Consider the following 23,443-nt stretch of genomic DNA (forward strand, 5'->3'; position numbering starts at 1 on the left):
TATTCGATATGGCGAGAGGCTCCGAATGAAAGACACCGAAGAGGATCAGGCGGACAAGAAGATGGCAGCCGTGGCCAAGGCCTTGGGGCACCCGGCGCGGTTGCGGATCCTACGGCTGGTGGCGCGCACGCCGGGCTGCATCGGTGGCGACATAGTCGATGTGATCGGATTGGCGCAATCCACGGTGTCCGAGCATCTGCGCATCCTCAAGGACGCGGGCGTGATCGAAGGGCAGATTGATCCACCCCGGGTCTGTTATTCGCTCAGCCCCGGTGCCCTTTTGCCCCTGTCGTCATTGATCGACGAACTGGACGTGGCCCACCGCGAAAACATGTGCTGTGTGCCCCCGTCCGCAGCTGAAAGATGATCCATGTCACTTTTCGAACGCTATCTTTCCATCTGGGTTCTCCTGTGCATCGTCGCGGGGATCGTGCTGGCAACCCTGCTGCCGGGGTTGTTCGGGGCTCTTGCCGCGCTTGAATACGCGTCGGTGAACCTGGTCGTGGCCGTGCTGATCTGGGCCATGGTCTATCCGATGATGGTCGCGGTGGACCTTGGCGCATTGAAAGGGGTGGGGCAGCGGCCAAGGGGCCTTGTCATCACCGTTATCGTGAATTGGCTGATCAAGCCCTTCACCATGGCGGCCCTTGGCGTTTTGTTCTTCGAACATGTCTTTGCCGGGTTGATCGACCCGGATGACGCGGGCCAATACATCGCGGGGTTGATCCTGCTGGGCGCCGCACCCTGCACGGCGATGGTGTTCGTCTGGTCGCAACTGACGAAGGGTGACCCGAATTACACGCTGGTGCAGGTGTCGTTGAACGATGTGATCATGGTCTTTGCCTTTGCGCCCATCGTCGCATTGCTGCTGGGCGTGACTGACATCACCGTTCCGTGGGAAACGCTGGTGCTTTCCGTGGGTCTTTATGTCGTGCTGCCACTGGCGGCAGGCGTCATAACCCGTGCGCGGCTGATCCGGCAGGGGGGCGAGGCGGCCGTGACGGCCTTCACCGCGCGGGTCAAGCCTGCTTCGGTTCTGGGGTTGCTGTTGACCGTGGTGCTGCTGTTCGGATTCCAGGGCGGTGTCATCCTGGAAAACCCGTTCCTGATCGTTCTGCTGGCCACACCGATCCTGATCCAGTCTTACGGGATCTTTGCCATTGCATATGCCTGGGCGTGGGCGTGGCGCGTTCCGCACAAGGTTGCGGCCCCCTGTGCCCTTATCGGCACGTCGAATTTCTTTGAACTCGCGGTGGCAGTGGCAATCGGCCTGTTCGGCCTGAACTCCGGTGCGGCCTTGGCAACGGTCGTCGGCGTTCTGGTGGAGGTGCCGGTGATGCTTTCGCTTGTGTGGTTCGCCAACCGCACCCGGGCGCGCTTTCCGGCATGAATGTTGGCGCCTGTCCAGTGGCTGACCCTGTCCCGGTTCGCCAGCCATGAACAAACAAGGAAACTGAATTGACTGATACACTGACCAACCTGTCCACCCCGCAAATTGACGAGGCGCGCTTTGCCGAGATCGACCGGGACCGCCTGTTGTCGCCCGCTATTGCCCCGCATCCACCCCGGATCCTTATCCTTTACGGGTCGCTCAGGCCCCGGTCATTCAGCCGGCTGTCGGCCGAAGAGGCCGGGCGCATCCTGGCAAGGTTCGGGGCCGATGTCCGGTTTTTCAAACCGTCCGGGCTGCCGCTGGTCGATGACGGGGTGGATGCCACGCATCCGAAGGTGCGCGAGCTGCGCGACCTGGTGGCGTGGTGCGAGGGCATGGTCTGGTCAAGCCCCGAAAGGCACGGTGCCATGACCGGGTTGATGAAGACGCAGGTTGACTGGATACCGCTGACCGAGGGTGCCGTGCGCCCGACGCAGGGCAAGACCCTGGCGGTAATGCAGGTTTCGGGTGGCTCTCAAAGCTTCAATGCCGTCAACCAGATGCGCATCCTCGGGCGCTGGATGCGGATGCTGACCATCCCAAACCAATCGTCTGTCGCACGGGCATACCAGGAATTTGACGAGGCCGGCCGCATGAAGCCGTCGGCCTATTACGACCGCATCGTCGATGTGATGGAGGAACTGGTGAAATTCACGCTGCTGACCCGTGACCGAGCCGAGTACCTTGTCGATCGCTACTCCGAACGCAAGCAAGGCAGTGCCCAATTGACCGCGCGGGGCAATCAATCAGCCATTTGATTTTCGCGGACGGTCTGGATCGTGGCCAGGGGAGGGCCAGGGATCATGGAACATCTCATCAAGCGGCGCACTCTGGTCCAGGCAGGGATTGCCGCGTTGGTCATGGGGCAGGCACGGGCGCAGCCGGTGTTTCGTCTTGGGCTGACGCCGGTGTTTCTGGACAACGACGCCGTCGTGATCGACGGTTTGCGCCGCGTGTTATCGCGCGGGATGGGGCGCGAGATCGAGCTGGTGCAACGGCGCACCTACCAGGAAATCACCGGACTGCTGCTGGAGCGCGGCGTCGATGCGGCCTGGCTTTGCGGATATCCCTTTCTGCAACATGCCGACCTTCTGGATCTTGTCGCCGTGCCGGTTTGGCGGGGCGGCCCGCGATACCAATCCTACCTGATTGTTGCGGCCGAAGACCCGGCTGCGGGTTTGGCCGACCTGCGCGGTGGAACGCATGCCTTTTCCGACCCGGATTCGAACTCGGGCTATCTTGTCACCGCAACCGACCTGCGGCGCATGGGCGAACGGGCCGAAACCTTTTTCAGCAGGTCGATCTTTACCTTTGGGCATCGCAACGTGGTGCGCGCCGTGGCGGATGGCCTTGTTCGGTCGGGCAGCGTCGACGGGTACGTGTGGGAGGCGCTTGCCGAGATCGAGCCAGACCTGACCGCGCGGACGCAGGTGATTGCCCGGTCGGAATGGCTGGGTTTCCCGCCGGTCTGTGCGCGGCGTGACAGTGTCGGGGCCGAGCCGGTTCAGGGCCTGCAACGGGCCTTGATGGGGCTGGAAGCGACCGAGGAAGGCCGGCGTGCGCTTGCGTCGCTGCAACTTGACGGGTTTCAGCGCGCGACGCCCGACCTGTTCGACGGGATCGCAGACCGTATGCGCGATCTGGAGGAATAGCGCATGAAGCCGTTCGCCCCGATGCCTTTGTCGATCAAACTGCCGCTTCTCGCTGCGGCAATGATGATCCTTGTGGGCGCGGTGGCATCTCATCAGGTATTGCGGTCGTTGGCCCGGGTTCAGGACGCGCGGATTCAGGAATTGGCGCAGATGCATGTCGAGGGGTTGTCGGTTGCCCTCGGGCCGCTCGTGCTGCGGCATGACGTGTGGGAAGTATACGACACGCTCGACCGGGCGGCGCAGGGTGGCGAGGGGCGGCGGATGATATTGACCGCCGTGGCGGATGACCGCGGCCGGGTGCTGGCCGCGACCGACCCCCGACGGGTACCCATGGACAGCGATATCGCCGAACTTGCAGGTGATGCCGTGGCGCTTGAGAACCTGTCGGTGGACGGGTCGCGCCCCGTTCTCAGCCTACTGGCGCCCTTGATCTACCAGGGGCGCATGGTGGGGCAGATCGCAACCGAACTGGATGTATCCGACCTGCTGACCGAGCGACGCCGGGCCGTTCTTATCCTTATCTTTGGCAATGCGGTTGCCATCGGTCTGCTGTCGCTGGCGGGATTTGTGGCCATGAGAACCATGCTTCGCCCCGTCACGACGCTGGCACGACAGATGACCGAGACACAGGGCGAGCCGCATCAGATACCGATCGCGGAAATCCCGCGGGGCGATGGTGAACTGGCCAGACTGGCGCATACCTATAATTCGATGGTCGATGCCGTGGCCGCCAAGGCCGAGGCCGAGCGGCGCCTGGCCGAGCGCGAGCGGTTCGTGGCCCTGGGTCGATTGTCTTCGTCGCTGGCGCACGAGATCAACAACCCGTTGGGCGGGCTGTTGAACGCAACGGACACCATCCGCGCTTTCGCGGATCGGCCAGATGTGGTGCGGCGGTCTGCCGACCTTGTGGAACGGGGCCTGCGCCATCTGCGCGATGTGACGCGCGTGACACTCGACCAGAACCGGATCGACACTACAGACCGTGACCTGGGGCCGGATGATTTCGAGGATCTGAAGCTTTTGATCCAGCCCGAGGTGTCACGCCATGGGCTTGATCTTGAGTGGTCCGTTGACCTGACAGGGGGGGCTGAGTGCAAGATGCCCGCCGGGCCGGTGCGACAGATCGTGCTGAACCTCTTGCTGAACGCCTGCGCCGCCTCCGGTCAATCCGGGCGCGTCGGGTTGCGCGCCCGTTCAGGTGTTGAGCAGCTGACCCTGCAAGTCACGAATACCGGGCCGGACATGCCGCAATCCGCGCTGGACCGATTGCTTGATGATGGCCCTCTGTTGCCAGGTGGGGGCGTCGGGCTGCGCCTGGTGCGCGAGCTTGTAAAAGGCCTTGGCGGCTGGATCGCGCATGCCCATGAGAATGGCGTGACCCGTATCACCGTCGGCTTGCCGATAGTGCGAGAGGCTGCAAATGCTCAGGAATAGGCACATCGTACTTGTCGAAGATGACGAGATCATGGGTGGGTCGCTGCTGCAGCGGCTGGAGCTGGAAGGCGCGCAGGTTCTTTGGCTGAAGCAGATGGTACGGGCGCTTGGTGCGATCCGAACACCGCAAAAACCCATCGACGCCGTGATCTGTGATATCGGTCTGCCCGATGGATCAGGCGAAGAGCTGTTTTCAACCCTGGTCCGCACCGGAACGCCGCCGCCCTTCCTGTTCATCACGGGGCAGGGCGGGATCGGTCAAGCGGTGCGGTTGATCAAATCGGGCGCGGCGGATTACGTCACCAAGCCCTTTGACATGTCCGTTTTTCTTGAAAGGCTCAGCCTTTTGGTGAGCGATCGGGACAAACCGTTTGCCGATGATGACTTTCCCCCGTTGCTGGGTGTCTCGCCCGCGGCCCGAAAGATCGAGGGGCTGATTGCCAAAGCAGCGGGTGAAAGTCATGCGGCACTCATCCGTGGAGGGCCGGGGACCGGCAAGGATCTTGTCGCCCGTCGCATCCACGATTTGTCCGACCGCTCTGCGGCGCCATTCGTTGCCGTGAATCTCGCGCGGGAAGCCGACGCTGAAATGGCGTTGTTCGGTTCCGATGGCGCGTTCGAGGTGGTGAGCGAAGGCACGCTTTTCATCAACGCGGTCAGCAAGATGGGCGCAAAAGCGCAATCACGTCTATTGGAGCGGCTGGATGGCCGGTTCGAAGGGCGGCTGATCGCGGCCTGTGGCAATGATCTGGAAGATCTGATCGCGCAGGGGCGGATCACGTCTGAACTGTTTTACCGTTTGGCACAAACCGAGATTCCCATTCCCCCGCTGAACACGCGGCCGGATGATGCGATCTGGCTCATGCAACAATTGTTTCGCAAATTGGCAGCGCGGCACGGACCGGGCATCGAAGGGATCAGCGTGCTTTGCGAAGATGCGGTTCGGGCCCATGACTGGCCGGGTGGCGGGCGCGAGCTTCGCGCACGGTTGCTGCGTGGCCTGACCATGGCGACAGGGCCGCTGTTGCAGCCATCCGACCTGTTTCCCGAACGCCTTGCCGATCCGGATGAAATCATGTCTCTCGTCGAGGCGCGCGAAGCAGCCGAAAAAGCGCAGATCATCGCGGCCTTGGACCGGACAGGTGGCCAGATTGGCGAAGCTGCAAGGTTGCTGCGCATCGCCCGCACGACGCTGTGGGAAAAGATGCAAAAACTCGGTCTGTCCGGCCCTTGATAGATCGGCCCGCATGTTCGGATTTCCGAACATCAAGATTTTATATTCAAAAACAAGGCGTAGCTGCGGCGCGGCACACGCGTTGAGCCCATCGCACGCGCCCGCCTGCGATGGCTAAGCTGTTGGCGATTTTCCATCACTTGATGAGCCAGGGAGGAGTTCAGCCAATGAAGTGCAACCGATTGGTCGACGCGGGGCGTCGGCAGTTTCTGAGGGGCGGCATGATGGCCACGGCGGGTGCCGTTGCATCGACGGTCATGACGCCGGAGCAAGCCAAGGCGCAGGCTCAAGGGCTGGCCAGGGTCGACTACCCGGCGAACCGCCTTGCCAATGTCGCCGATCTGGAGGTGAACGAACCGCTCGACGTTTCCTACCCCGACCCGGACAGCCCCGGTGTCCTGCTCAAGCTTGGGCAGGCGGTCGAAGGGGGTGTCGGGCCGGATGGTGACATCGTGGCGTTCTCGGTGCTCTGCCCGCACAAGGGGTGGATGATGAGCTATTCGGCCGACGACAAGACGCTCAACTGCCCCGGCCACCATTCCCGCTTCGATTGCGAAAGCGGCGGCCAGCAGATCTGGGGTCATGCCACCAGCAATCTGGCCCAGTTCCAGCTGAGCGTGGACGATGACGGCGAAATCTTTGCGAACGGGGTCGATGAGTTGATCTACGGCCGCCTGTCCAACGTGCTGTAAGGGGAAAAGACACATGGCTTACAAAAGACAAATCGACCGTCTTCCGATCATCCCTGCCGATGCGGACGAGTTCAACGTTTCCTGCCACTATTGCATCGTCGGGTGCGGCTACAAGGCTTACACTTGGCCGATGAACAAGCAGGGCGGCACGGCGCCGAGCGAAAACAAGTTCGGCGTGGACCTGAGCGAACAGCAGTTCATGGAAAGCGAGGCGTGGTACGCGCCTTCGATGTACAACATCGTCAAACAGAACGGCCGGGATGTGCACCTGGTGGTCAAGCCTGACGCGAATTGCGTGGTCAACTCGGGCCTCGGCTCGATCCGCGGCGCGCGGATGGCCGAAAACCGGCCCTCTCGTGTGACTGGCACACAGCAACAGCGCCTGTCCGATCCGATGGTCTGGCGCAACGGTGTCTGGCAGCCCACCTCGTGGGACGATGCGCTGGATCTGGTGGCACGGGTGACAGCCAAGGTCGTGATGCAGGGCTCGGAAGATGACATCGTGGTGTCGATGTTCGACCACGGCGGTTCCGCAGGCGGCTACGAGAATACCTGGGGCACCGGCAAGCTGTACTTCGACAGCATGAAGATCAAGAATTGCCGAATCCATAACCGCCCCGCCTATAACTCGGAGGTTCATTCGTCGCGCGACATGGGTGTGGATGAATTGAACTATGCCTACGAAGATTACACGCTGACCGATACGATTTTCATGGTCGGCGCAAACTCGATGGAGACGCAGACAAACCTCTATCTCAATCATATGGTTCCCGGCCTTCAGAACGGTGCGAAGATGATCGTGGTCGATCCCCGGCGCACGCTGACCATTGCATCGTCCGAGCAATATGCCGGGCCGGAAAACGTGCTGCACCTGGCGATCAAGGAAGGCACCGATATGGCGCTTTTCAACGCCCTTATGACCCACATCGTCGATCAGGGCTGGGTCGATTCAGACTTCATCACCAAGTCGACCTTTCAAGGTGGCGAGGCCGTGGAACAGGATGCCGCGCACCCGGCGGGCCTGGGCAGCCTGGACTACGCGATGCAGACCTGCCGCACATCGTTGGACGAGGCCGCAGAGATATGCGGCGTGCCGGCCGCCGACATCCGACAGGCTGCTGAATGGATCGCCCAGCCTCATGATGATGGCAGTCGCCGCAAATGCGTGACCTGTTATGAGAAGGGCATCATCTGGGGCAACGACAACTACCGCACCATCGGCGCCTTGGTGAACATCGCGCTGGCGACGGGCAATGTGGGCCGCGAAGGCGGCGGCGTTTGCCGTCTGGGCGGCCACCAGGAAGGGTATTTCCGTCCCTCCGAAGCCCATGTGGGCCGACCGGCGGAATATATCGACCAGTTTCTCATCCGTGGTCTGGGCGGCGTTCACCACATCTGGGCCTGCGACCATTACAAGACCACGCTGAATGCCTCCGAGTTCAAGCGGGTGCACAAGCGGCGTTCGGACATGGTGAAAGACGCGATCGACATGGCCGCGGGTGGCACACGTGAACAGGTGGTCGATGCCATCGTATCGGCGATCAACGCGGGTGGTCTGTTCGTGGTCGACGTGGATATCATCCACAGCCAGATCGGGCAGAACGCCCATGTCATCCTGCCCGCCTGTGAGTCGAACGAAATGAACCTTACCTCGATGAACGGTGAGCGCCGGTTGCGGCTGTCCGAGAAATACATGGACCCGTTTGGAAACTCGAAACCCGACGCCCTGATCGCGGCGGGCATCGCCCAGCACATGGAGCGTGTTCTGCGCGAGATGGGCGAGGATGCCTATGCCGATCAGTTCAAGGGCTATGATTGGGAAACCGAGGAAGATGCTTTCATGGACGGCTATGGCTCTGCCCATACGGACGTGACGTACGAGCGTTTGCGCGCCGCTGGCAACAACGGGGTGCAAGAGCCTGTCTTGGGCTACGAGGACGGCCAGCTTGTCGGCACGCCGCGGCTTTATACCGATGGCGTCTTCACCCGCCACGGGCGCGAGGACGGCAAGGCGCTGTTCTGTGCCGCGGGCTGGCGCGGCTGGCAGGCCCCCGGAAAGGCCCGGGAACAGGCCGCACACCGGTTCTGGATCAACAACGTCCGGGCCAATATCTTCTGGCAGAACCAGTTCCTGGACCAGGACAACGATTTCGTCCAGGACCGCTATCCGCATCCCTTCGTCGAGATGCATCCCGATGACATGGTCGACCTGGGCCTGAACCCCGGCGATCTGCTTGAGATCATCAACGACAACGGTGTCACACAGGGCATGGCCTATCCGATGCCCACGCTCAAGCAGAACACCGTGGCAATGGTCTTTGGTTCGCCTGCGGGCAGCCAGGGCAATGTCGTGAACCCGGGCGTGAACGAGTTGGTCCTGCCGGACTACAAGCACTGCTGGGGCGATATCCGCAAGATATCGGACGCGACAGAGCAGACGCGTAACATCTCGTTCAAATCGCACGAGATCATGCTTTGATCCAACAAGGTCGACCCGCCCCCAGTACCGGGGCGGGTCTTTTCAAAGGGGGCAACATGGCCGGTCTTGCAGCCTGTTCCACGGGCAAACCCGGGCCGATCCTGTCGGTCGACGCCGCGCGGTTGCGCGCGGTCACTGCCGCGTGCCCTGTAACGGGGCTCGAAACGCTTTCGCTTGATGCTGCGGTTGGCCGCGTGACAGCAGGTTCGACTACGGCGGCATCTGCATTGCCGCCTTTCGACAATTCCGCCATGGATGGTTATGCCCTGTGCATGTCCGACCTTGCCGGCGATGGCCCGTGGCGCCTGCCAGTGTCGGCACGTATCACGGCTGGGGATGGGCGAGCCTTGACTCTTTCAGCAGGGTCGGTCGCGCGTATCTTTACCGGCGCGCCGGTGCCCCTTGGGGCAGATGCCGTCGTGATGCAGGAGCATGTCACGCGCTCGGGCAACATGATTACGGTGTCGCGGCCCCCACGATGCGGGCAAAACATACGCCGCCGGGGCGAAGACGTGGCGCAGGGTGCGCTTGCCCTGGGCGCTGGCCGCGCGCTCACCCCACAGCGTCTTGCCTTGTTGGCGGGGTGTGGTGTGGCATCGGTTGCCGTGCGTGCCCGTGTGCGCGTGGCCATCCTCTCGACCGGAAATGAACTGGCCGAACCGGGCCAGCCACGCGGGCCGGGACAGATCTACAATTCAAACCGCGTATTGTTGCGCGCGACGTTGTCACGCCTTCCCTGGGTTGATCTTGCCGATCTTGGTATTCTGCCGGATGACCCCGGCAGCATCCGTGGCGCGATCCGCTTGGCCGCGAAATCGAATGACGTGATAATTTCCTCGGGTGGGGTATCGGCGGGTGAAGAAGATCACATTCTTGATGCGCTGCGCGCCGAGGCGGCCGAGCTTGACGTGCTCAAGGTTGCGATCCGCCCGGGCAAGCCCCTGACGGTGGGCCGGCTTGGGCAGGCGCTCTATTTCGGACTGCCCGGCAATCCCTATGCCGCCGCCATCACCCTTTCCCAGATCGCGCGGCCTGCCCTGAACCGTGTGGCCGGGCTGACGGAAGGAACCGACGCGTGGCTACCGGCCGTGGCTGGCTTTACCTACAGTCGCAGAACGGGGCGGCGAGAATATGTGCCGGTCACCTGGTCCGGCCGTGATCCGCTGGGGCGGCCGATCATCGCGCGCCTGGGACAGGGTGCCTCGGCCTCGCTGTCGCCCATTGCCCAGGCCATGGGAATTGCCGTGATACCCCAGGACATGGATGTGGTCAGACCGGGGCAGCCCTTGTCGGTCGAGCCGCTTTCCGAGTCTGCGTTGTTCTGACAGTCGCCGGCGTCTGTTGCGCGGCGCGATTGCGAAAGAAAAGCGAGACTTTGTCACGTGGGCGTCTTGCGATTCTTGCACCATTGGGTCATCGCCGCCCGCATCCGCGCAAGCCGTGCCTTCGACATGCGGGTGAATGTAACGGTCAGACTGCGCCTTGTCGGATGAGCGTGGTCTGTTGTCGCGTTCCGCCCAGGTCAGGGCGCGCGACCGGCAAGGCGCGGTCAAGAAGATCCGCAGAGGCCCGAAGGCGGCGGTTGTTACATAAGTGTCATATAATTTTTGCATAAGCATCACAGAATCTCTTTAGCGACGCGTCTGAGGCCGACTGCTCTGGCCCGAATTGAAACAGGAGATACCATGTCTTTCACCAAGCTTTCCGTGTCGGCACTGGCGCTCGCCGCCGTGTCCGCCACCGCCGCCGCCGCACGTGACGAAATCCGTATCGTCGGTTCGTCGACCGTGTTCCCCTACACGCAAGCTGTCGCCGAGCAGTTCGCCAACAACACCGGCGCGCCTTCGCCGATCGTCGAATCCACCGGCACCGGCGGTGGCATGAAGATTTTCTGCGGTGGCATCGGTGAGCAGCACCCCGACATCACCGGCGCGTCGCGCGCGATGAAGGCATCTGAATATCAGCTGTGCCAGGAAAATGGCGTCACCGAGGTATCCGAAGCCCTGATCGGCTTTGACGGTCTGTCGCTGGCCATTTCGCGCAGCAACGATTTCGCATGGGACTTGACCCTGACGGAAATCTACCTCGCGCTGGGCGCGCAGGTTCCCGTCGATGGCGAATGGGCCGACAACCCTTACACGACCTGGGACCAGATCAACCCCGATCTGCCGGCCGTTGAAATCCTGGCCTATGGCCCGCCGCCGACTTCGGGCACCCGTGATGCCTTTGTCGAACTGGCGATGCACGCCGGTTGTGAAGAGCTTGACTATGTCAAGGATGGCGGTTTCGACGGTGACTGGGTCAAGGAAAACTGCTCGCGCATGCGCACCGACGGGCCTTTCGTCGAAGCCGGTGAGAATGACAACCTGATCGTTCAGCGCCTTGAAGCAGACTCCAACGCCATGGGCATCTTTGGCTACTCGTTCCTTTACGAGAACCTGGACAACCTTAAGGGCGTGATGATCAACGGCGTCGAGCCGTCGACCGACACGATCGCCGACAAATCCTACCCGGTGTCGCGTCCGTTGTATTTCTACGTCAAGAACGCGCACCGCGGCGTTATCCCCAACCTCAACGAGTTCATCGAAGAGTACATGTCGGACGACGCGCTGGAAGCCGGCGGCTACCTGTCAGAGCGTGGCCTGGTTGCGCTGGCCGATGATCGTCGCGCAGCCCTTCAGGACGCTGTCCTGAACGGTGAGCCGATGAGCGCCCCGGAATAAGATCTGCACCTGGATCAATTGCCCGGGGCGCTTGACTGCGCCCCGGGTGTTTCTTTGGAAAGAACAGGCCGATGACAGCACTCCCCTTTCTCTTGCTCATTCTTGCGGTCGTCGCTGGATACGTGGTCAACCGTCGCGCGGCGCGCCTGATCCGTGACGGAGGCAACAGGCTGCACTCGATGACATCCTATCACGGGATATTTTCTGCTTTGCTGATCCTTGTTCCGGTTCTGACCTTCACGTTGCTGTGGCTGGTTTTCCAAGGTCCGATCATAGACCGGATCACCATGGCCAGCTTGCCCGAAGGTGTTCTGGATGGGCTTGATTCCGGGGGCGTTCAGCTTGTGCTGGCTGAAATCAAATCGGTTTCCCGCGGGCAGGTATTCGGAACGCCGGAAGATTGGAAGATAGCCGCAGCCGACCGTTTTGTCATGCTGCACGACCGCGCGGACTGGTGGCTGGTAGTTGCGGTTTGCATCTTGTCGCTTGGCTTGCTTGCTTTCGCGCGATCCCGGGTCGCCGCCGATTTCCGGGCCCGTCAGGGTGTTGAGGGTATCGTGTCGGGGCTGATGATCTTTTGCTCGACCGTTGCGATCTTTACCACGGTCGGGATCATCGTGTCCCTTTCTTACGAGACCATGCGCTTTTTCGATCGCGTGCCGGTGGCCGATTTCCTGTTTGGCCTGAACTGGGAGCCGCAAATTCCGCTGCGCGAGGACCAGATCGCCGCCGAAGGCGCTTTTGGTTGGCTTCCTGTCATCCTCGGGACGATTGTCATCACCGTCGTTGCTTTGATCGTGGCAGTCCCGGTCGGGCTGTTCTCGGCAATCTACCTGAACGAGTTCGCGCCCAAACGGTTGCGCTCTGTCGTGAAGCCGGTGCTTGAGATCCTGGCCGGCGTGCCGACCGTCGTATATGGCTTCTTCGCCATTCTTGTTGTCGCACCGGCCATTCGCAATTTCGGACAATCCCTGGGTCTTGATGTCGCCCCGAACACCGCGCTGGCCGCCGGTGGGGTCATGGGCATCATGTTGATCCCGTTCATTTCATCTTTCGCAGATGACGCCCTGTCTGCCGTTCCGCAAGCAATGCGCGATGGTGCGCTTGGCCTTGGATCGACGCGTGGTGAAATGATGACGACGGTTCTGTTTCCCGCGGCACTTCCCGGTATTGTCGGCGGTGTTCTTCTGGCGGTCAGCCGGGCGATCGGTGAAACCATGATCGTGGTCATGGCGGCCGGTCTTATGGCCAAGATGACGATCAACCCGCTGGACAGCGTGACAACGGTTACGGTCCAGATCGTGACCTTGCTGATTGGCGACACTTCTTTCGACAACCCCAAGACACTGGCAGCCTTCGCCTTGGGCATGATGCTGTTCCTTGTCACCCTTATCATCAACATTTTCGCGCTGCGCATCGTGCGCAAGTACCGCGAAGCCTACGATTGAGGCCGAGGACATGACAGATATCACGAACGCGCCTGCCGGCCCCCGCAAGGCCACGTCAACAGAATTGGTGGCGGCATCGCTCAAGCGCCGCCGCCGCAAGCAGATGCGCCTGCAATGGATCGGCCTTGGGGCAATTTCGATTGCCTTCCTGATGCTCTTCATTCTCGTTGCCTCGCTCGTGTCGACAGGTTGGCAGGCCTTTACCCAGACGCATTTGACGCTTGAGGTTTATGTCGATCCCGAGGAAATCCCGGAGGAGCGCTTGCCGCGCGGTGGTTTCGACGATGCGTTGGCGGCATCGCTTGGTCAGATGCTGCCCGGTGTCGATATGAGCGACCGGGCAACAGCCCGCGCTGTCGAGGGCATTTTGTCTAATGGCGCGCAGTTCGAACTGCGTGATCGCGTGGTGTCGGATCCTTCGCTGATTGGCCAGTCGGTCACCATGACGGTTCCCGTGTCCGACCCTTACGACCAGCTGAACAAGGGCCTGATCGAGCGTGCGACACCGGAAGTGAACCGCCGCGTGAAAGACAATGAAATCGCTTGGTTCGACACCTTGGCGGAAAACGGTGCGATCTCGAAGCCGTTCAACTTTGGGCTTTTCGCCAATGCCGATTCGCGTTTTCCGGAGTTGGCGGGGCTCAAGGGGGCCCTCGTCGGGTCGTTCTGGGCCCTGTTGACCTGTTTCGTCATTTCGTTCCCACTTGGGATCGGCGCTGCGATCTATCTTGAAGAGTTCGCCCCGAAGAACAAGCTGAGCGACTTTATCGAGGTGAACATCAACAACCTTGCTGCCGTTCCCTCGGTGGTGTTCGGCCTGTTGGCCTTGGCGGTTTTCATAGGTTGGTTCGGCCTGCCACGATCGGCCCCGTTCGTTGGCGGCCTGACATTGGCATTGATGACGATGCCGACGATCATCATCGCGACGCGGGCCGCGTTGAAGGCCGTGCCACCTTCGATCCGCGAAGCGGCGCTAGGGCTTGGCGCATCGAAGCAGCAGGTCGTGTTTCAGCACGTGCTTCCGCTGGCGATGCCCGGGATTCTTACCGGCACGATCATCGGGCTGGCGCAGGCGCTGGGCGAAACCGCGCCGTTGCTTCTGATTGGGATGAACGCGTTCATCACCTCGGCCGCGAGCAGCCCTTTCGACAGCTCGACCGCCTTGCCCACCCAGATCTTCATCTGGGCCGACAGCCCCGAGCGTGGCTTTGTTTCGCGGACTTCGGCTGCGATCCTCGTCCTGCTCGGGTTCCTCGTCATGATGAATGCCGTCGCGATCTACCTTCGGCAGAAGTTTGAACGCAAATGGTAAATGTCCCGACAAAAGGAACCGAGAAATGAACGACATGCGAAAGATCGAGCGGGACGCAAACATGACCGACACCAAGATCACGGCACGCGGCGTCAATGTTTATTACGGCGATACTCATGCGATCAAGGACGTGAATATCGAGATCACGGACAAGACCGTAACCGCGTTCATCGGGCCGTCGGGATGTGGCAAATCGACATTCCTGCGCTGCCTGAATCGCATGAACGACACCATCGACATTTGCCGTGTCACGGGCGAGATCAGGATCGACGACCAGGACATCAACCACAAATCGGTTGATCCCGTCCAGTTGCGCGCGCAGGTGGGCATGGTGTTCCAGAAGCCCAACCCGTTTCCCAAGTCGATCTACGACAACATCGCTTATGGTCCGCGCATTCACGGTTTGGCAAAGTCCAAGGTGGAGTTGGACGAGATCGTAGAGAAATCCCTGCGCCGCGGTGCCATCTGGGACGAGGTCAAGGACCGGCTTGACGAGCCTGGCACCGGGCTTTCGGGTGGGCAGCAGCAACGCCTGTGCATCGCTCGGGCCATCGCAACAGAGCCCGAAGTGCTGTTGATGGATGAGCCGTGTTCGGCGCTCGACCCAATCGCCACCGCGCAGGTCGAAGAATTGATCGACGAGCTGCACCGGGATTACTCGGTGGTTATCGTGACCCACTCGATGCAGCAGGCGGCGCGTGTCAGTCAGAAAACCGCCTTCTTCCACTTGGGTAATCTTGTCGAGTTCAACGACACCAGTGAGATTTTCACCAACCCCACCGATACCCGCACCGAAAGCTATATCACCGGCCGGATCGGATAAGGACAAGACCATGAACGACAAACACATCGTGTCCTCGTTTGACCGCGATCTGGAAAGCATCCAGGCGACGGTCATGAAAATGGGCGGGCTTGTTGAAACGGCGCTTTTCGACGCGGCCAAGGCGTTGAAAACCAGGGATGTCGAGTTGGCCGAGGCGGTCCGCAAGGGCGACAAGATCGTTGATGACCTCGACCTGACGATAAAGACAGATGCCGCCAGGCTTCTGGCTCTCCGCTCGCCCACCGCCGGCGATCTGCGTACGGTCTTGTCCGTGATGGAAATATCGTCGCATCTCGAACGCTGCGGGGACTATGCCAAGAACATTGCCAAACGCACCATCGCCATGGCCGGAAGCGGCGAAATCAACGGGTCCCTGACTGCGTTGGGCCGCATGTCGAAATTTGTCGAGTCGATGGTGCGGGACTCGCTGGATGCCTACATCCATCGCGACACTGAAAAGGCCGGCGAAATCATCGAGCGGGATCTGGAGGCAGACCAGATCTACAACACGCTGTTCCGGTCGCTTCTGACCCACATGATGGAAGATCACCGCAATATCGCGGTCGGCATGCATTTGCATTTCGTCGCCAAGAACATCGAGCGCGTCGGCGACCATGCCACGGGCATTGCCGAGCAGACCATCTACCTGGTGACTGGTGAGTTGCCCGACGATGACCGCCCGAAGAAGGATAGAACGTCACTGGATTTTCAAGAAAGTGAAGATTGATGTCCGAGATGCAGCCATCCGTTCTGGTGGTCGAGGATGAACCTGCACAAAGGGAAATCCTGACCTATAACCTCGAACACGAAGGTTTTCGTGTGATCAAGGCTGAAGACGGCAACGAAGCGTTGCTGTTGATCGAGGAGGAAGAACCCGACCTGATCCTGCTGGACTGGATGCTGCCGGGCATATCGGGCATCGAGATTTGTCGCCGGATAAAGCTGAGGCCCTCGTTGCGTTCCATACCGTTGATCATGATTTCGGCGCGCTCAGAAGAAGTTGACAGGGTGCGCGGCCTTGAGACGGGGGCGGACGATTATATTTGCAAGCCTTACTCGGTCGTCGAAATGATTGCCCGCGTGAAGGCGCATTTGCGGCGGTCCAGGCCGGCGTCTGTCGGCGTAAGACTGACCTTCGATGACATCTTGCTGGATGCCGAAACGTACAAGGTGTTCCGGGGCGACCACGAAGTGAAGCTGGGGCCAACCGAATTTCGCCTTCTGACGACATTCATGGAAAAACCCGGACGTGTATGGAGCCGTGAACAATTGCTGGACCGGGTTTGGGGGCGCGAGATCTACGTCGACACGAGAACGGTGGATGTGCATATCGGTCGTCTGCGAAAGGCGTTGAGCCGCCATGGCGGCGATGACCCGATCCGAACGGTTCGCGGTGCAGGATATGCTTTGGGATAAGGCAGGTCTTGAACCGGTTGAGCAGGTACCAGGCAACCGCGGACTGGCTTTGGCGCTGACATCCTGTGGCGTGCTGATAGGCAGGCTGAACCGCGCCATGGAGCTAGCCGGTCTGACCCTTGTCACGATCGAGGATGTCGAAAGATGCATCCGGGCGGTGGCATCGCAAAAGCCTGACGTCGTGTTTCTGGATGAGCGCATCACGGCAGGGTCGCCCGAATTTCGACGCAAGCTGAGGCAAGCGCGCGTTACCGAGACTTTACCGATCCTTCCAATTCTCCTTAAAGAAACCTTATCGGTGTCGATCGGTTCGAAAAGTCCCGAGAGCGAGATATTCATGAAAACGCGCGCATTACTGCGGCGAGAGCGGCCTTTCGCCTTGCGCGGCAAAAGGCACAGCGGCGCGTTTGTCCTGGATGAATCACGGTTCAAACTGTATTTCGCTGACCGGGTTGCAGATCTCAACAAGACCGAGCTGTGCCTGCTTGGCCCGTTTTTCGACATGGTCGATGTCGTGCTGGGGCGGCAAACCCTGGAACAGCTTGCCTTGCCCGAGGGTGGCAGGAAGGTTGGCAGCCGTACGGTGGATTTTCAAGTCAGCCGAATGCGGCGACGCGTAAAGGCCCAGCTTGGCGTTGATCCGTTTCGCGCGGTGCGTGGAATTGGGTACGCCCTCGCCAGGGTCTGAAACAGGCTTGTCACCCCATCTTTTCCAAAGCGGCAGATGCCGATGTTCTTTCTCAGCATGTCCTGAACAGGCACCGCTTATCGGGCGGCGTGGTTCATGGTGTGCTTTTGCTTGCGCATCGGTGACGTGGGCGTGTTACGCCTCAACTCCGTTTTAGCATCATCAGCGCACCCAGCGAGGCCAGCCCGATACCGGCCGTCAGCCAGATAGCCGACAGCCCCCAGGCCGTAAGCGCCGCGCCGAATATAAGGGGCGCCGCCGCCTGAAGGATACGTGCCGGCGCATTGAGCCACCCTATGCGCCGACCGTACCCTGCGGCGCCGAATAGCGCCAGGGGCAGGGTGCCCTTGGCGATGGTCAGAATGCCGTTTCCGGCCCCGTGCAAGAGGGCGAATGCATAAGCCGCCGGCCCCCCGAACGTCACCAGCGCCACGGCGGCCATGGGATGCGCTGCCGCGGCCGCGCGTGTTGAAATCAACGGGTGAAACCGGCGCAGCAGCCCAAACTCCAACACCCGAGCGGCGACCTGTGCCGGGCCGATCAGGGCGCCGGCGGCGATGGCGACGGCGGTGCTGGCGCCAGCAGCCTGCAGCAGCCCCGGCAGATGGGCTGCCATGGCCGTCGAGTTGAACCAGGTTGCCGCGAAAACGAAGGCCAGCAGCCCAAGCGCCATGCGCGATGGTGGCGGGCCATCTTCAACCGGCGCGCTTTGCCTGACCTGTGTTTCGGTCCCTTTTGGCAGCCACGCGTTCAGCGGCAGTGCCACGAACAGGTGGATCAGCGCCCAGCCGATACACGCCTCGCGCCAGCCCCAGGTGGCCAGCATCAGGCCCGAAAGCGGCCAGCCCACGGTGCTGGCAAATCCTGCGATCAGGGTGATGCCGGTGATCGGGCCGCGCGCGTCTTTGCCATAAATCCCCGCCAGCGTGGCGAACCCCGCCTCGTAAAGCCCGATTCCCATACCCAGGCCGATGATTGCCCATCCCGCGAACAGGGCCAGCGGTGACTGGGCCATTGCAAGCAGCGCAAGACCCGACGCGAAAATGAGGTTTGAGAGCATCAGCACGCCGCGCCCACCTGCGCCATCGATCCTTGCCCCGGCCCATGGCCCGACCATTGCCGAGACCACCATCGCCATGGAAAAAGCGCCGAAAACCCAGACCGGCGACAGGCCGAGATCTTCGGCCATGGGTACGGCCAGAACCGCAGGAATATAGTAGCTGGAGGCCCAACTGACCGTCAGGGAAGAGCCAAGGGCGGTCACGATCAGCCCGCGCCGCGCCGGGGATAGTCTTGGAAGCATGATGATGTTTCGACCCGAAAAGAATGCGGCGAGGCGACAAAGCCCCGCCGCGATGGCTCATAAAACCGAAGACCAGAGCTGGAACAACAGCCCCGATGCGAAAGCGCCTGTCAATGATAGCCCGATATAGAGTGCGAAAACCTGGGGCCTGGCCAGCGCCCAGACAGCCATCGCCGCCGGGATGGACGTGACACCGCCCGCCACCAGAAAGGCCAAGCCCGCCCCCGGCGCCATGCCTTGTTCGATCAGCCCGCCCACCAGCGGCAGCGCTGCATAGCCGTTCAGATAGGCAGGCACGCCGACCAGCGTTGCGGTCACGATGGGCATCAGCCCTTCGCCCCCCAGCGCCGCGGTCACGGTTTCCGCCGGGATCCAGGCCAGCATCAGGCTTTCGAGGATAAAGGCCAGCGTTAGCCATTTGGCCAGGAACAGAGTCGTGCTCAGGGCCGTTTTTCCGAATTTCGCGCGGCGTTCGGCCTCGGCCCAAAAGCGCCAGGCAACGGGCTTGGGCGCGCGGACCTTGGCACCCCCGCAGCCGCCATTGCCAATACCTTCGCGCAGCGGGTCGGCGAAGGCGCCGCCCTTCATCATCAGGTGCACCACCATCCCGCCGAACGCGCCCAGCCCGATGGCGGCCAACGTCTTGGCGATTGCGAATTCCAGGTCAAGAACACCCGCCGTCAGCACGAACATCGACGGGTCCATGATTGGCGAGGCCAGCCAGAAGGCCATGACGGCGGACAGCGGCACACCCATCGCCAGAAGCGCCGCGATTAGCGGGATCACCCCGCAAGAGCAGAACGGAGAGATGCCGCCCGCCAGCGCACCCAGCCCGATCATCAGGAGAGGCGCACCGGTGAACGCACGGGCGATCAGGTTGTCGGCCCCTGTCGCCCCGGCCCAGGCGGCAATCGCGATGGAAAGGATCAAGAACGGGGCCGTTTGCAGCAGCGCATTGGCTGAAAAAACGGCACTGTCGATAGCCTGGGGCATGTCGAACACCGCAAGCGTGACAAGGATCACCGCAGAGGTCAGCCAAACGCGCTGATCCCGCCAGATGTGGCGCAAGCTGGACCGAAGGCCCGTCGTTGGAAGCGTTGTTTCAGTCATGACCAAACCTCTGGAAATGTGGTTGTTTTTGGGAAATGAAAAGTGCACGTGGGCATCATGCAGCATCCTCTGGCGACTGGATCGAAACACCAGCGCAACATTCTGATGTCAGAAAGCTGACCAGGCGATGCATTTCGGGAAAATCGACCCGGTTGAATACCTCGCGGCCCTGTTTCTCTTGCAGCACCAGCCCGGCGTCTACCAGCGCAGACAAGTGATGTGCCAGCGTAGAGGGGGCAAGCCCCAAATGCCCGCCGATATCGCTGACCCGAAGTCCATCATCCCCGGCCCTTACCAGCAGGCGAAATATCGACAGGCGGGCATCGTGGCCGAGAGCGGCAAGGGCGCGGGCGTTGGGGCTGGTCGTAGTCATGGGGTAAAAATAACTAAAAAACTAGTTTTGTAAATGATTCATTTATGCAGCCAAGGAAAGAAAGTGTTCCGGGTCTGCCGTGTGACATCGAGGCGCTGAGCGGGATGCCCGGAACCTGCCTGGACCCTTGGACGAAATAGTGCAACACCGCGCGGCCATCTTGCGCCCCAAGGCCGTGGCGGTGCGGTGTCGCTGCAATCCGGCGTTACTCCCATTCCATTTCTTCGAAAGTGGCTTGCGCGTTTCGGCCCGCAAGACTGTCGAACTGTTCCAGATAGTCCCAGGCCGACTGGTCTATGCTTGGCGCGTCGATGATGCCGCCGCCCTCGTCGATCAGCGCGCCGATCTGGGTGCGCAGGTTCGCGAGATAGTCGTAGGTGTCACGCCGTGCCGTAGCCAGATCGGTCGCGCGGCCGTGGCCGGGCACGATGTGGGCGGGATCAAACGCCGCCATCTCGTCGAATACCGCGATCCAGCTATCGGTATCACGCGCCGGCCCGTTGCCCAGCAGGCGGTCGACATACACGATGTCGCCGGTGAACATCACGTCGCGCTCATCCAGCCAGACAAAACTGTCGCCCTGGGTGTGCGCCGGGCCACGATGCATGATTTCGAAACTGAACCCTCCGAAATCTAGGGTGTAATCGGACGTGAAGGTGATATCGGCATAGGCAGGTTCCGTTCCGTCCAGCCCGTCACCCAGAAACTGCGAAAGCGCGATCATGTGATCCTCGGCGCGGGCATGATGATCGTCGTTCGCGGCCTCGGACGCGATCACTGTTGCATCCTGCGCCTGCCAGTACCCGTTGCCAAGCCAGCGGTGATCCTGCCCGCCGGTATTGATGACGTATTTAACGGGCTCATCCGTGACGGTGCGAATGGCACCGTGCAGTATTTCAGCGCCCTTGAAAGAACCGCCTGGATCAATCAGCAGGGCACCATCTTCGGTCACGACCAGTCCGAAGGTCGCGTTATTGGCAAGGTTCTCGGGGCTGCGCTGCTCGGTCTGGCCCACGATGGCCCAGACATCTTCGGCGACGGGTTGAATTTCAAGCACGTCGGCAAGGGCGGCGGTCGGGGCAGCAAGGGCGGCTGCGGTGATGAGGGTACGGATCATGCGCTGAGCCACCCCTCCAGCTTGGCCGCATCGGGCAGGCCGCCCGTATGCACCAGTTTCCCGTCGACCGCTATGCCCGGCGTCGACATGACTCCTGCCATGGCGATGGATTTCTGATCGGTGATTTTTTCGACCTCTACTTGCAAGCCCAGCTTCTGGGCCGCGTCCTTGACCATTTGTTCGGCCGTTTCGCAGCGTTTGCAGCCGGGGCCGTAGACCTTGACGGTTTTCATGGATTTTCCCTTTCAGTGGTTTGTTTGGATTGGCAGATGATCGCGTGCTGTTCACATGATGACGTTGAACAGGAACCCGGTGGCGAGAATCCCCGCCGAAACGACCGCGATGAAAATTGCGATCAGGCGATAGGTCAGAACCTGCTTTAATATGATCATCTCGGGCAGGCTGAGCGCGATGACGCTCATCATGAAGGCCAGGGTGGTGCCCAGTGCCGCGCCCTTGCCCAGCAGCGCCTCGACGATGGGGATGACACCCGCCGCGTTCGTGTACATCGGCACGCCCACCACGACGGCGGCCGGGACCGACCACCATGCCTCGCCGCCCATGATGCGCAGCATCATTTCTTCGGGAACATAGCCGTGGATCGCCGCACCGATACCGATGCCGACCAGCACCCAGATCCAGACCTTGCCGACGATTTCGCGCACCTGAAGGGCGCCGATCTTCAGCCGATCTGCCAGTGTCAGCCGCTCCTCGGGCAGATCGCCCACGGGGCCGGTGTTCAGCTCGCGCACCCAGTCTTGCAAGTATCGCTCCAAACCCATCCGGCCCAGCACAAGGCCGGCCACGGTGGCGATGGTGAAGCCGAAAACCAGGTAGATCGTGGCGATCTTCCACCCGACAAGCCCATAGAGCAGCCCAAGCCCCACAGGCCCCACCATTGGTCCCGCGATCAGGAAGGAAAAGGTAACGCCCAAGGGAATGCCGGCGGATACGAACCCGATGAATAGCGGTACCGAAGAGCAGGAGCAGAACGGTGTGAACACGCCCAACATTGCGCCCAGCGGGTAGCCCCAGATCTGGCGCTTGCCTGCAAGGATCACGCGGGTCTTTTCCGGGCTGAACCAACTGCGCAGCACGCCGGTGACAAAAACGATGCCCGTCAACAACAACAGCACCTTCGGCACATCGTACACGAAAAAGGCGATCGCTTCGCCGGTATGGCTGTTGCGGTCAACCGGAAACAGGGCAGTGACCCATTCCGAAAACGGGATCAGTTGGCTGTAAAGCGCCCACCAGATGATGGCGGCCAGCGGCAGGCCCGCATACCACACCCAGTCCGGCAAGCCGCGTGGCGTGGCATTTTCATGTGTTTCGGCGGTCATGCGATTTCCTTTTCTAAACTGTGTTCCGCCATCAGAACGGCGTCGATCACCGCGGCAAGTTCGGGCGCGAGTTCGATGTTGCGCTTGTAGCGCACCCATTGCGCATCGCGCCGGCCAGTGACGAGTCCGGCTTGCGCGAGGATTTTCATGTGCCGTGACATTCGGCTCTGGCTGGCATCGAGCCGGGCCATCAATTCACAAACGCAGTGCTCGCCCCCATCCCATAGAATGGCGAGCGCAGCGCGGCGGGTGGGGTCGCATATGGCGGTCAAGATCTCTTGCATGCGTCTTTTCATATGCGGCCAAACGCATATGCGCTTTGATTTATATCAAAGGAGCCTTGTTGATTGAGGCAGCATCTTGAAATTGGCCGTCAGAACGGTTCGGCCTTGTACAGTCATTTCATGGCCAGATCACCAAGTGCCTCAGCCATGTTACGACCCGGCGAAGGCCCGCGTTGTGTGCAACATCAAGTCGGCATCTCCGGTCACATTGACGGTGAAGCGAAAGTTGTAGTTCAGCGTCATTGTCCGCGACCGGGCTCCAGCGCCGGGTGAGACATCGACGTTCAACAAGGAAGGGTCGCCCCTGGTCATGATGGAGCGCGCATAATGGGTCATCTGTGCTTCTAGGCTGGCTTCGTCCGTGGTCGGATCGAACTCGGATATGTAGATCTGGCGGATGGTCCGATCGGCCAGGTCGTCAAGCGTGGCACGAAAGTGAAGGGCGCGCCCGACCTCGAAGGTTCCAAGCAAGATCAGGAAGAACGGAAGTGCGACAAGGGCAAACTCGACGGCCGTTACCCCTTGGTCCTTTTTCAGGAACCGCCAGATCCTGACAATTGCCCGGGTGCTGCGCGCCATG

24 protein-coding genes are annotated in these 23,443 nt (G+C 61.1%); 16 read left to right on the plus strand and 8 right to left on the minus strand.

Translation table 11 applies throughout. The features are described 5' to 3' along the window. The first annotated feature begins 25 nt into the window (after positions 1–25). From M8744_RS14340 to M8744_RS14415, 16 genes are all read left to right on the plus strand, one after another. Positions 26–367 carry an ArsR/SmtB family transcription factor gene (locus M8744_RS14340; protein WP_251418973.1) on the plus strand — a complete coding sequence of 114 codons (342 nt, stop codon included), beginning with the start codon at positions 26–28 and terminating at the stop codon, positions 365–367. 3 nt (positions 368–370) lie between these two features. Next, a complete protein-coding gene (gene arsB / locus M8744_RS14345) occupies positions 371–1,390 on the plus strand; it encodes an ACR3 family arsenite efflux transporter (protein ID WP_251418975.1) in 1,020 nt (339 codons plus the stop codon). An 89-nt stretch (positions 1,391–1,479) separates the two neighbouring features. Next, the gene (gene arsH / locus M8744_RS14350; RefSeq protein ID WP_434481375.1) at positions 1,480–2,190 is read left to right on the plus strand and encodes an arsenical resistance protein ArsH; all 711 of its coding nucleotides are present in this window, start codon (positions 1,480–1,482) and stop codon (positions 2,188–2,190) included. Positions 2,191–2,235: 45 nt separating this feature from the next. After that, entirely contained in the window at positions 2,236–3,084 is an 849-nt protein-coding gene (locus tag M8744_RS14355; protein ID WP_251418977.1) for a substrate-binding domain-containing protein, read from the plus strand. 3 nt (positions 3,085–3,087) lie between these two features. Next, complete coding sequence (locus M8744_RS14360; RefSeq protein WP_251418979.1) at positions 3,088–4,518, plus strand: sensor histidine kinase; 1,431 nt, start codon at positions 3,088–3,090, stop codon at positions 4,516–4,518. Beyond that, a complete protein-coding gene (locus M8744_RS14365; protein ID WP_251418980.1) occupies positions 4,505–5,752 on the plus strand; it encodes a sigma-54-dependent transcriptional regulator in 1,248 nt (415 codons plus the stop codon). Before M8744_RS14360 ends, M8744_RS14365 begins: the two co-directional genes overlap by 14 nt. A 167-nt stretch (positions 5,753–5,919) precedes the next feature. Then, positions 5,920–6,444, plus strand: coding sequence for an arsenate reductase (azurin) small subunit (locus tag M8744_RS14370; protein WP_251418982.1), 525 nt, complete (start codon positions 5,920–5,922; stop codon positions 6,442–6,444). A 13-nt stretch (positions 6,445–6,457) separates the two neighbouring features. Next, positions 6,458–8,923: an arsenate reductase (azurin) large subunit gene (locus M8744_RS14375; protein ID WP_251418984.1), complete on the plus strand. Its 2,466-nt coding sequence runs from the start codon at positions 6,458–6,460 to the stop codon at positions 8,921–8,923. 56 nt (positions 8,924–8,979) lie between these two features. Further along, positions 8,980–10,248 (plus strand): molybdopterin molybdotransferase MoeA, encoded by a 1,269-nt coding sequence (locus M8744_RS14380; RefSeq protein ID WP_251418986.1) that lies wholly within the window; start codon positions 8,980–8,982, stop codon positions 10,246–10,248. Between the two features lie 360 nt (positions 10,249–10,608). Continuing rightward, positions 10,609–11,646: a substrate-binding domain-containing protein gene (locus tag M8744_RS14385; RefSeq protein ID WP_251418988.1), complete on the plus strand. Its 1,038-nt coding sequence runs from the start codon at positions 10,609–10,611 to the stop codon at positions 11,644–11,646. 71 nt (positions 11,647–11,717) lie between these two features. Next, positions 11,718–13,094, plus strand: a complete 1,377-nt coding sequence (gene pstC, locus M8744_RS14390; protein WP_251418990.1) for a phosphate ABC transporter permease subunit PstC — start codon at positions 11,718–11,720, stop codon at positions 13,092–13,094. Between the two features lie 10 nt (positions 13,095–13,104). Then, positions 13,105–14,406, plus strand: coding sequence for a phosphate ABC transporter permease PstA (gene pstA, locus M8744_RS14395; RefSeq protein ID WP_251418992.1), 1,302 nt, complete (start codon positions 13,105–13,107; stop codon positions 14,404–14,406). Positions 14,407–14,431: 25 nt separating this feature from the next. Then, positions 14,432–15,229 carry a phosphate ABC transporter ATP-binding protein PstB gene (gene pstB, locus M8744_RS14400; RefSeq protein ID WP_285813457.1) on the plus strand — a complete coding sequence of 266 codons (798 nt, stop codon included), beginning with the start codon at positions 14,432–14,434 and terminating at the stop codon, positions 15,227–15,229. A 10-nt stretch (positions 15,230–15,239) separates the two neighbouring features. Next, positions 15,240–15,956, plus strand: a complete 717-nt coding sequence (gene phoU, locus M8744_RS14405) for a phosphate signaling complex protein PhoU (protein ID WP_251418994.1) — start codon at positions 15,240–15,242, stop codon at positions 15,954–15,956. Then, positions 15,956–16,645, plus strand: coding sequence for a phosphate regulon transcriptional regulator PhoB (phoB, locus tag M8744_RS14410; RefSeq protein ID WP_251418996.1), 690 nt, complete (start codon positions 15,956–15,958; stop codon positions 16,643–16,645). Before phoU ends, phoB begins: the two co-directional genes overlap by 1 nt. Next, positions 16,590–17,333: a response regulator transcription factor gene (locus M8744_RS14415; RefSeq protein ID WP_251418998.1), complete on the plus strand. Its 744-nt coding sequence runs from the start codon at positions 16,590–16,592 to the stop codon at positions 17,331–17,333. Before phoB ends, M8744_RS14415 begins: the two co-directional genes overlap by 56 nt. Positions 17,334–17,475: 142 nt before the next feature. Here M8744_RS14415 and M8744_RS14420 read toward each other — a convergent pair whose 3' ends face one another. The 8 genes from M8744_RS14420 to M8744_RS14455 form a co-directional block, all read right to left on the minus strand. Beyond that, positions 17,476–18,636 carry an MFS transporter gene (locus M8744_RS14420; RefSeq protein WP_251419000.1) on the minus strand — a complete coding sequence of 387 codons (1,161 nt, stop codon included), beginning with the start codon at positions 18,634–18,636 and terminating at the stop codon, positions 17,476–17,478. 57 nt (positions 18,637–18,693) lie between these two features. Beyond that, a complete protein-coding gene (locus M8744_RS14425) occupies positions 18,694–19,746 on the minus strand; it encodes a permease (protein WP_251419002.1) in 1,053 nt (350 codons plus the stop codon). Between the two features lie 55 nt (positions 19,747–19,801). Then, entirely contained in the window at positions 19,802–20,119 is a 318-nt protein-coding gene (locus tag M8744_RS14430; protein ID WP_251419004.1) for an ArsR/SmtB family transcription factor, read from the minus strand. A 205-nt stretch (positions 20,120–20,324) separates the two neighbouring features. Further along, positions 20,325–21,236 carry an MBL fold metallo-hydrolase gene (locus M8744_RS14435; RefSeq protein WP_251419006.1) on the minus strand — a complete coding sequence of 304 codons (912 nt, stop codon included), beginning with the start codon at positions 21,234–21,236 and terminating at the stop codon, positions 20,325–20,327. Beyond that, positions 21,233–21,469, minus strand: a complete 237-nt coding sequence (locus M8744_RS14440; RefSeq protein WP_251419008.1) for a thioredoxin family protein — start codon at positions 21,467–21,469, stop codon at positions 21,233–21,235. The genes M8744_RS14435 and M8744_RS14440 overlap by 4 nt, the downstream gene beginning before the upstream one ends. A gap of 51 nt (positions 21,470–21,520) precedes the next feature. Further along, entirely contained in the window at positions 21,521–22,579 is a 1,059-nt protein-coding gene (locus M8744_RS14445; protein ID WP_251419009.1) for a permease, read from the minus strand. Next, on the minus strand, positions 22,576–22,863 hold the full coding sequence (locus M8744_RS14450; protein WP_251419011.1) for an ArsR/SmtB family transcription factor: 288 nt from the start codon (positions 22,861–22,863) through the stop codon (positions 22,576–22,578). The genes M8744_RS14445 and M8744_RS14450 overlap by 4 nt, the downstream gene beginning before the upstream one ends. A gap of 150 nt (positions 22,864–23,013) precedes the next feature. After that, entirely contained in the window at positions 23,014–23,442 is a 429-nt protein-coding gene (locus tag M8744_RS14455; RefSeq protein ID WP_251419013.1) for a TadE/TadG family type IV pilus assembly protein, read from the minus strand. Position 23,443 lies beyond the last annotated feature (1 nt).

It is taken from the genome of Lutimaribacter degradans (assembly GCF_023703375.1).
Taxonomy (GTDB): domain Bacteria; phylum Pseudomonadota; class Alphaproteobacteria; order Rhodobacterales; family Rhodobacteraceae; genus Lutimaribacter; species Lutimaribacter degradans.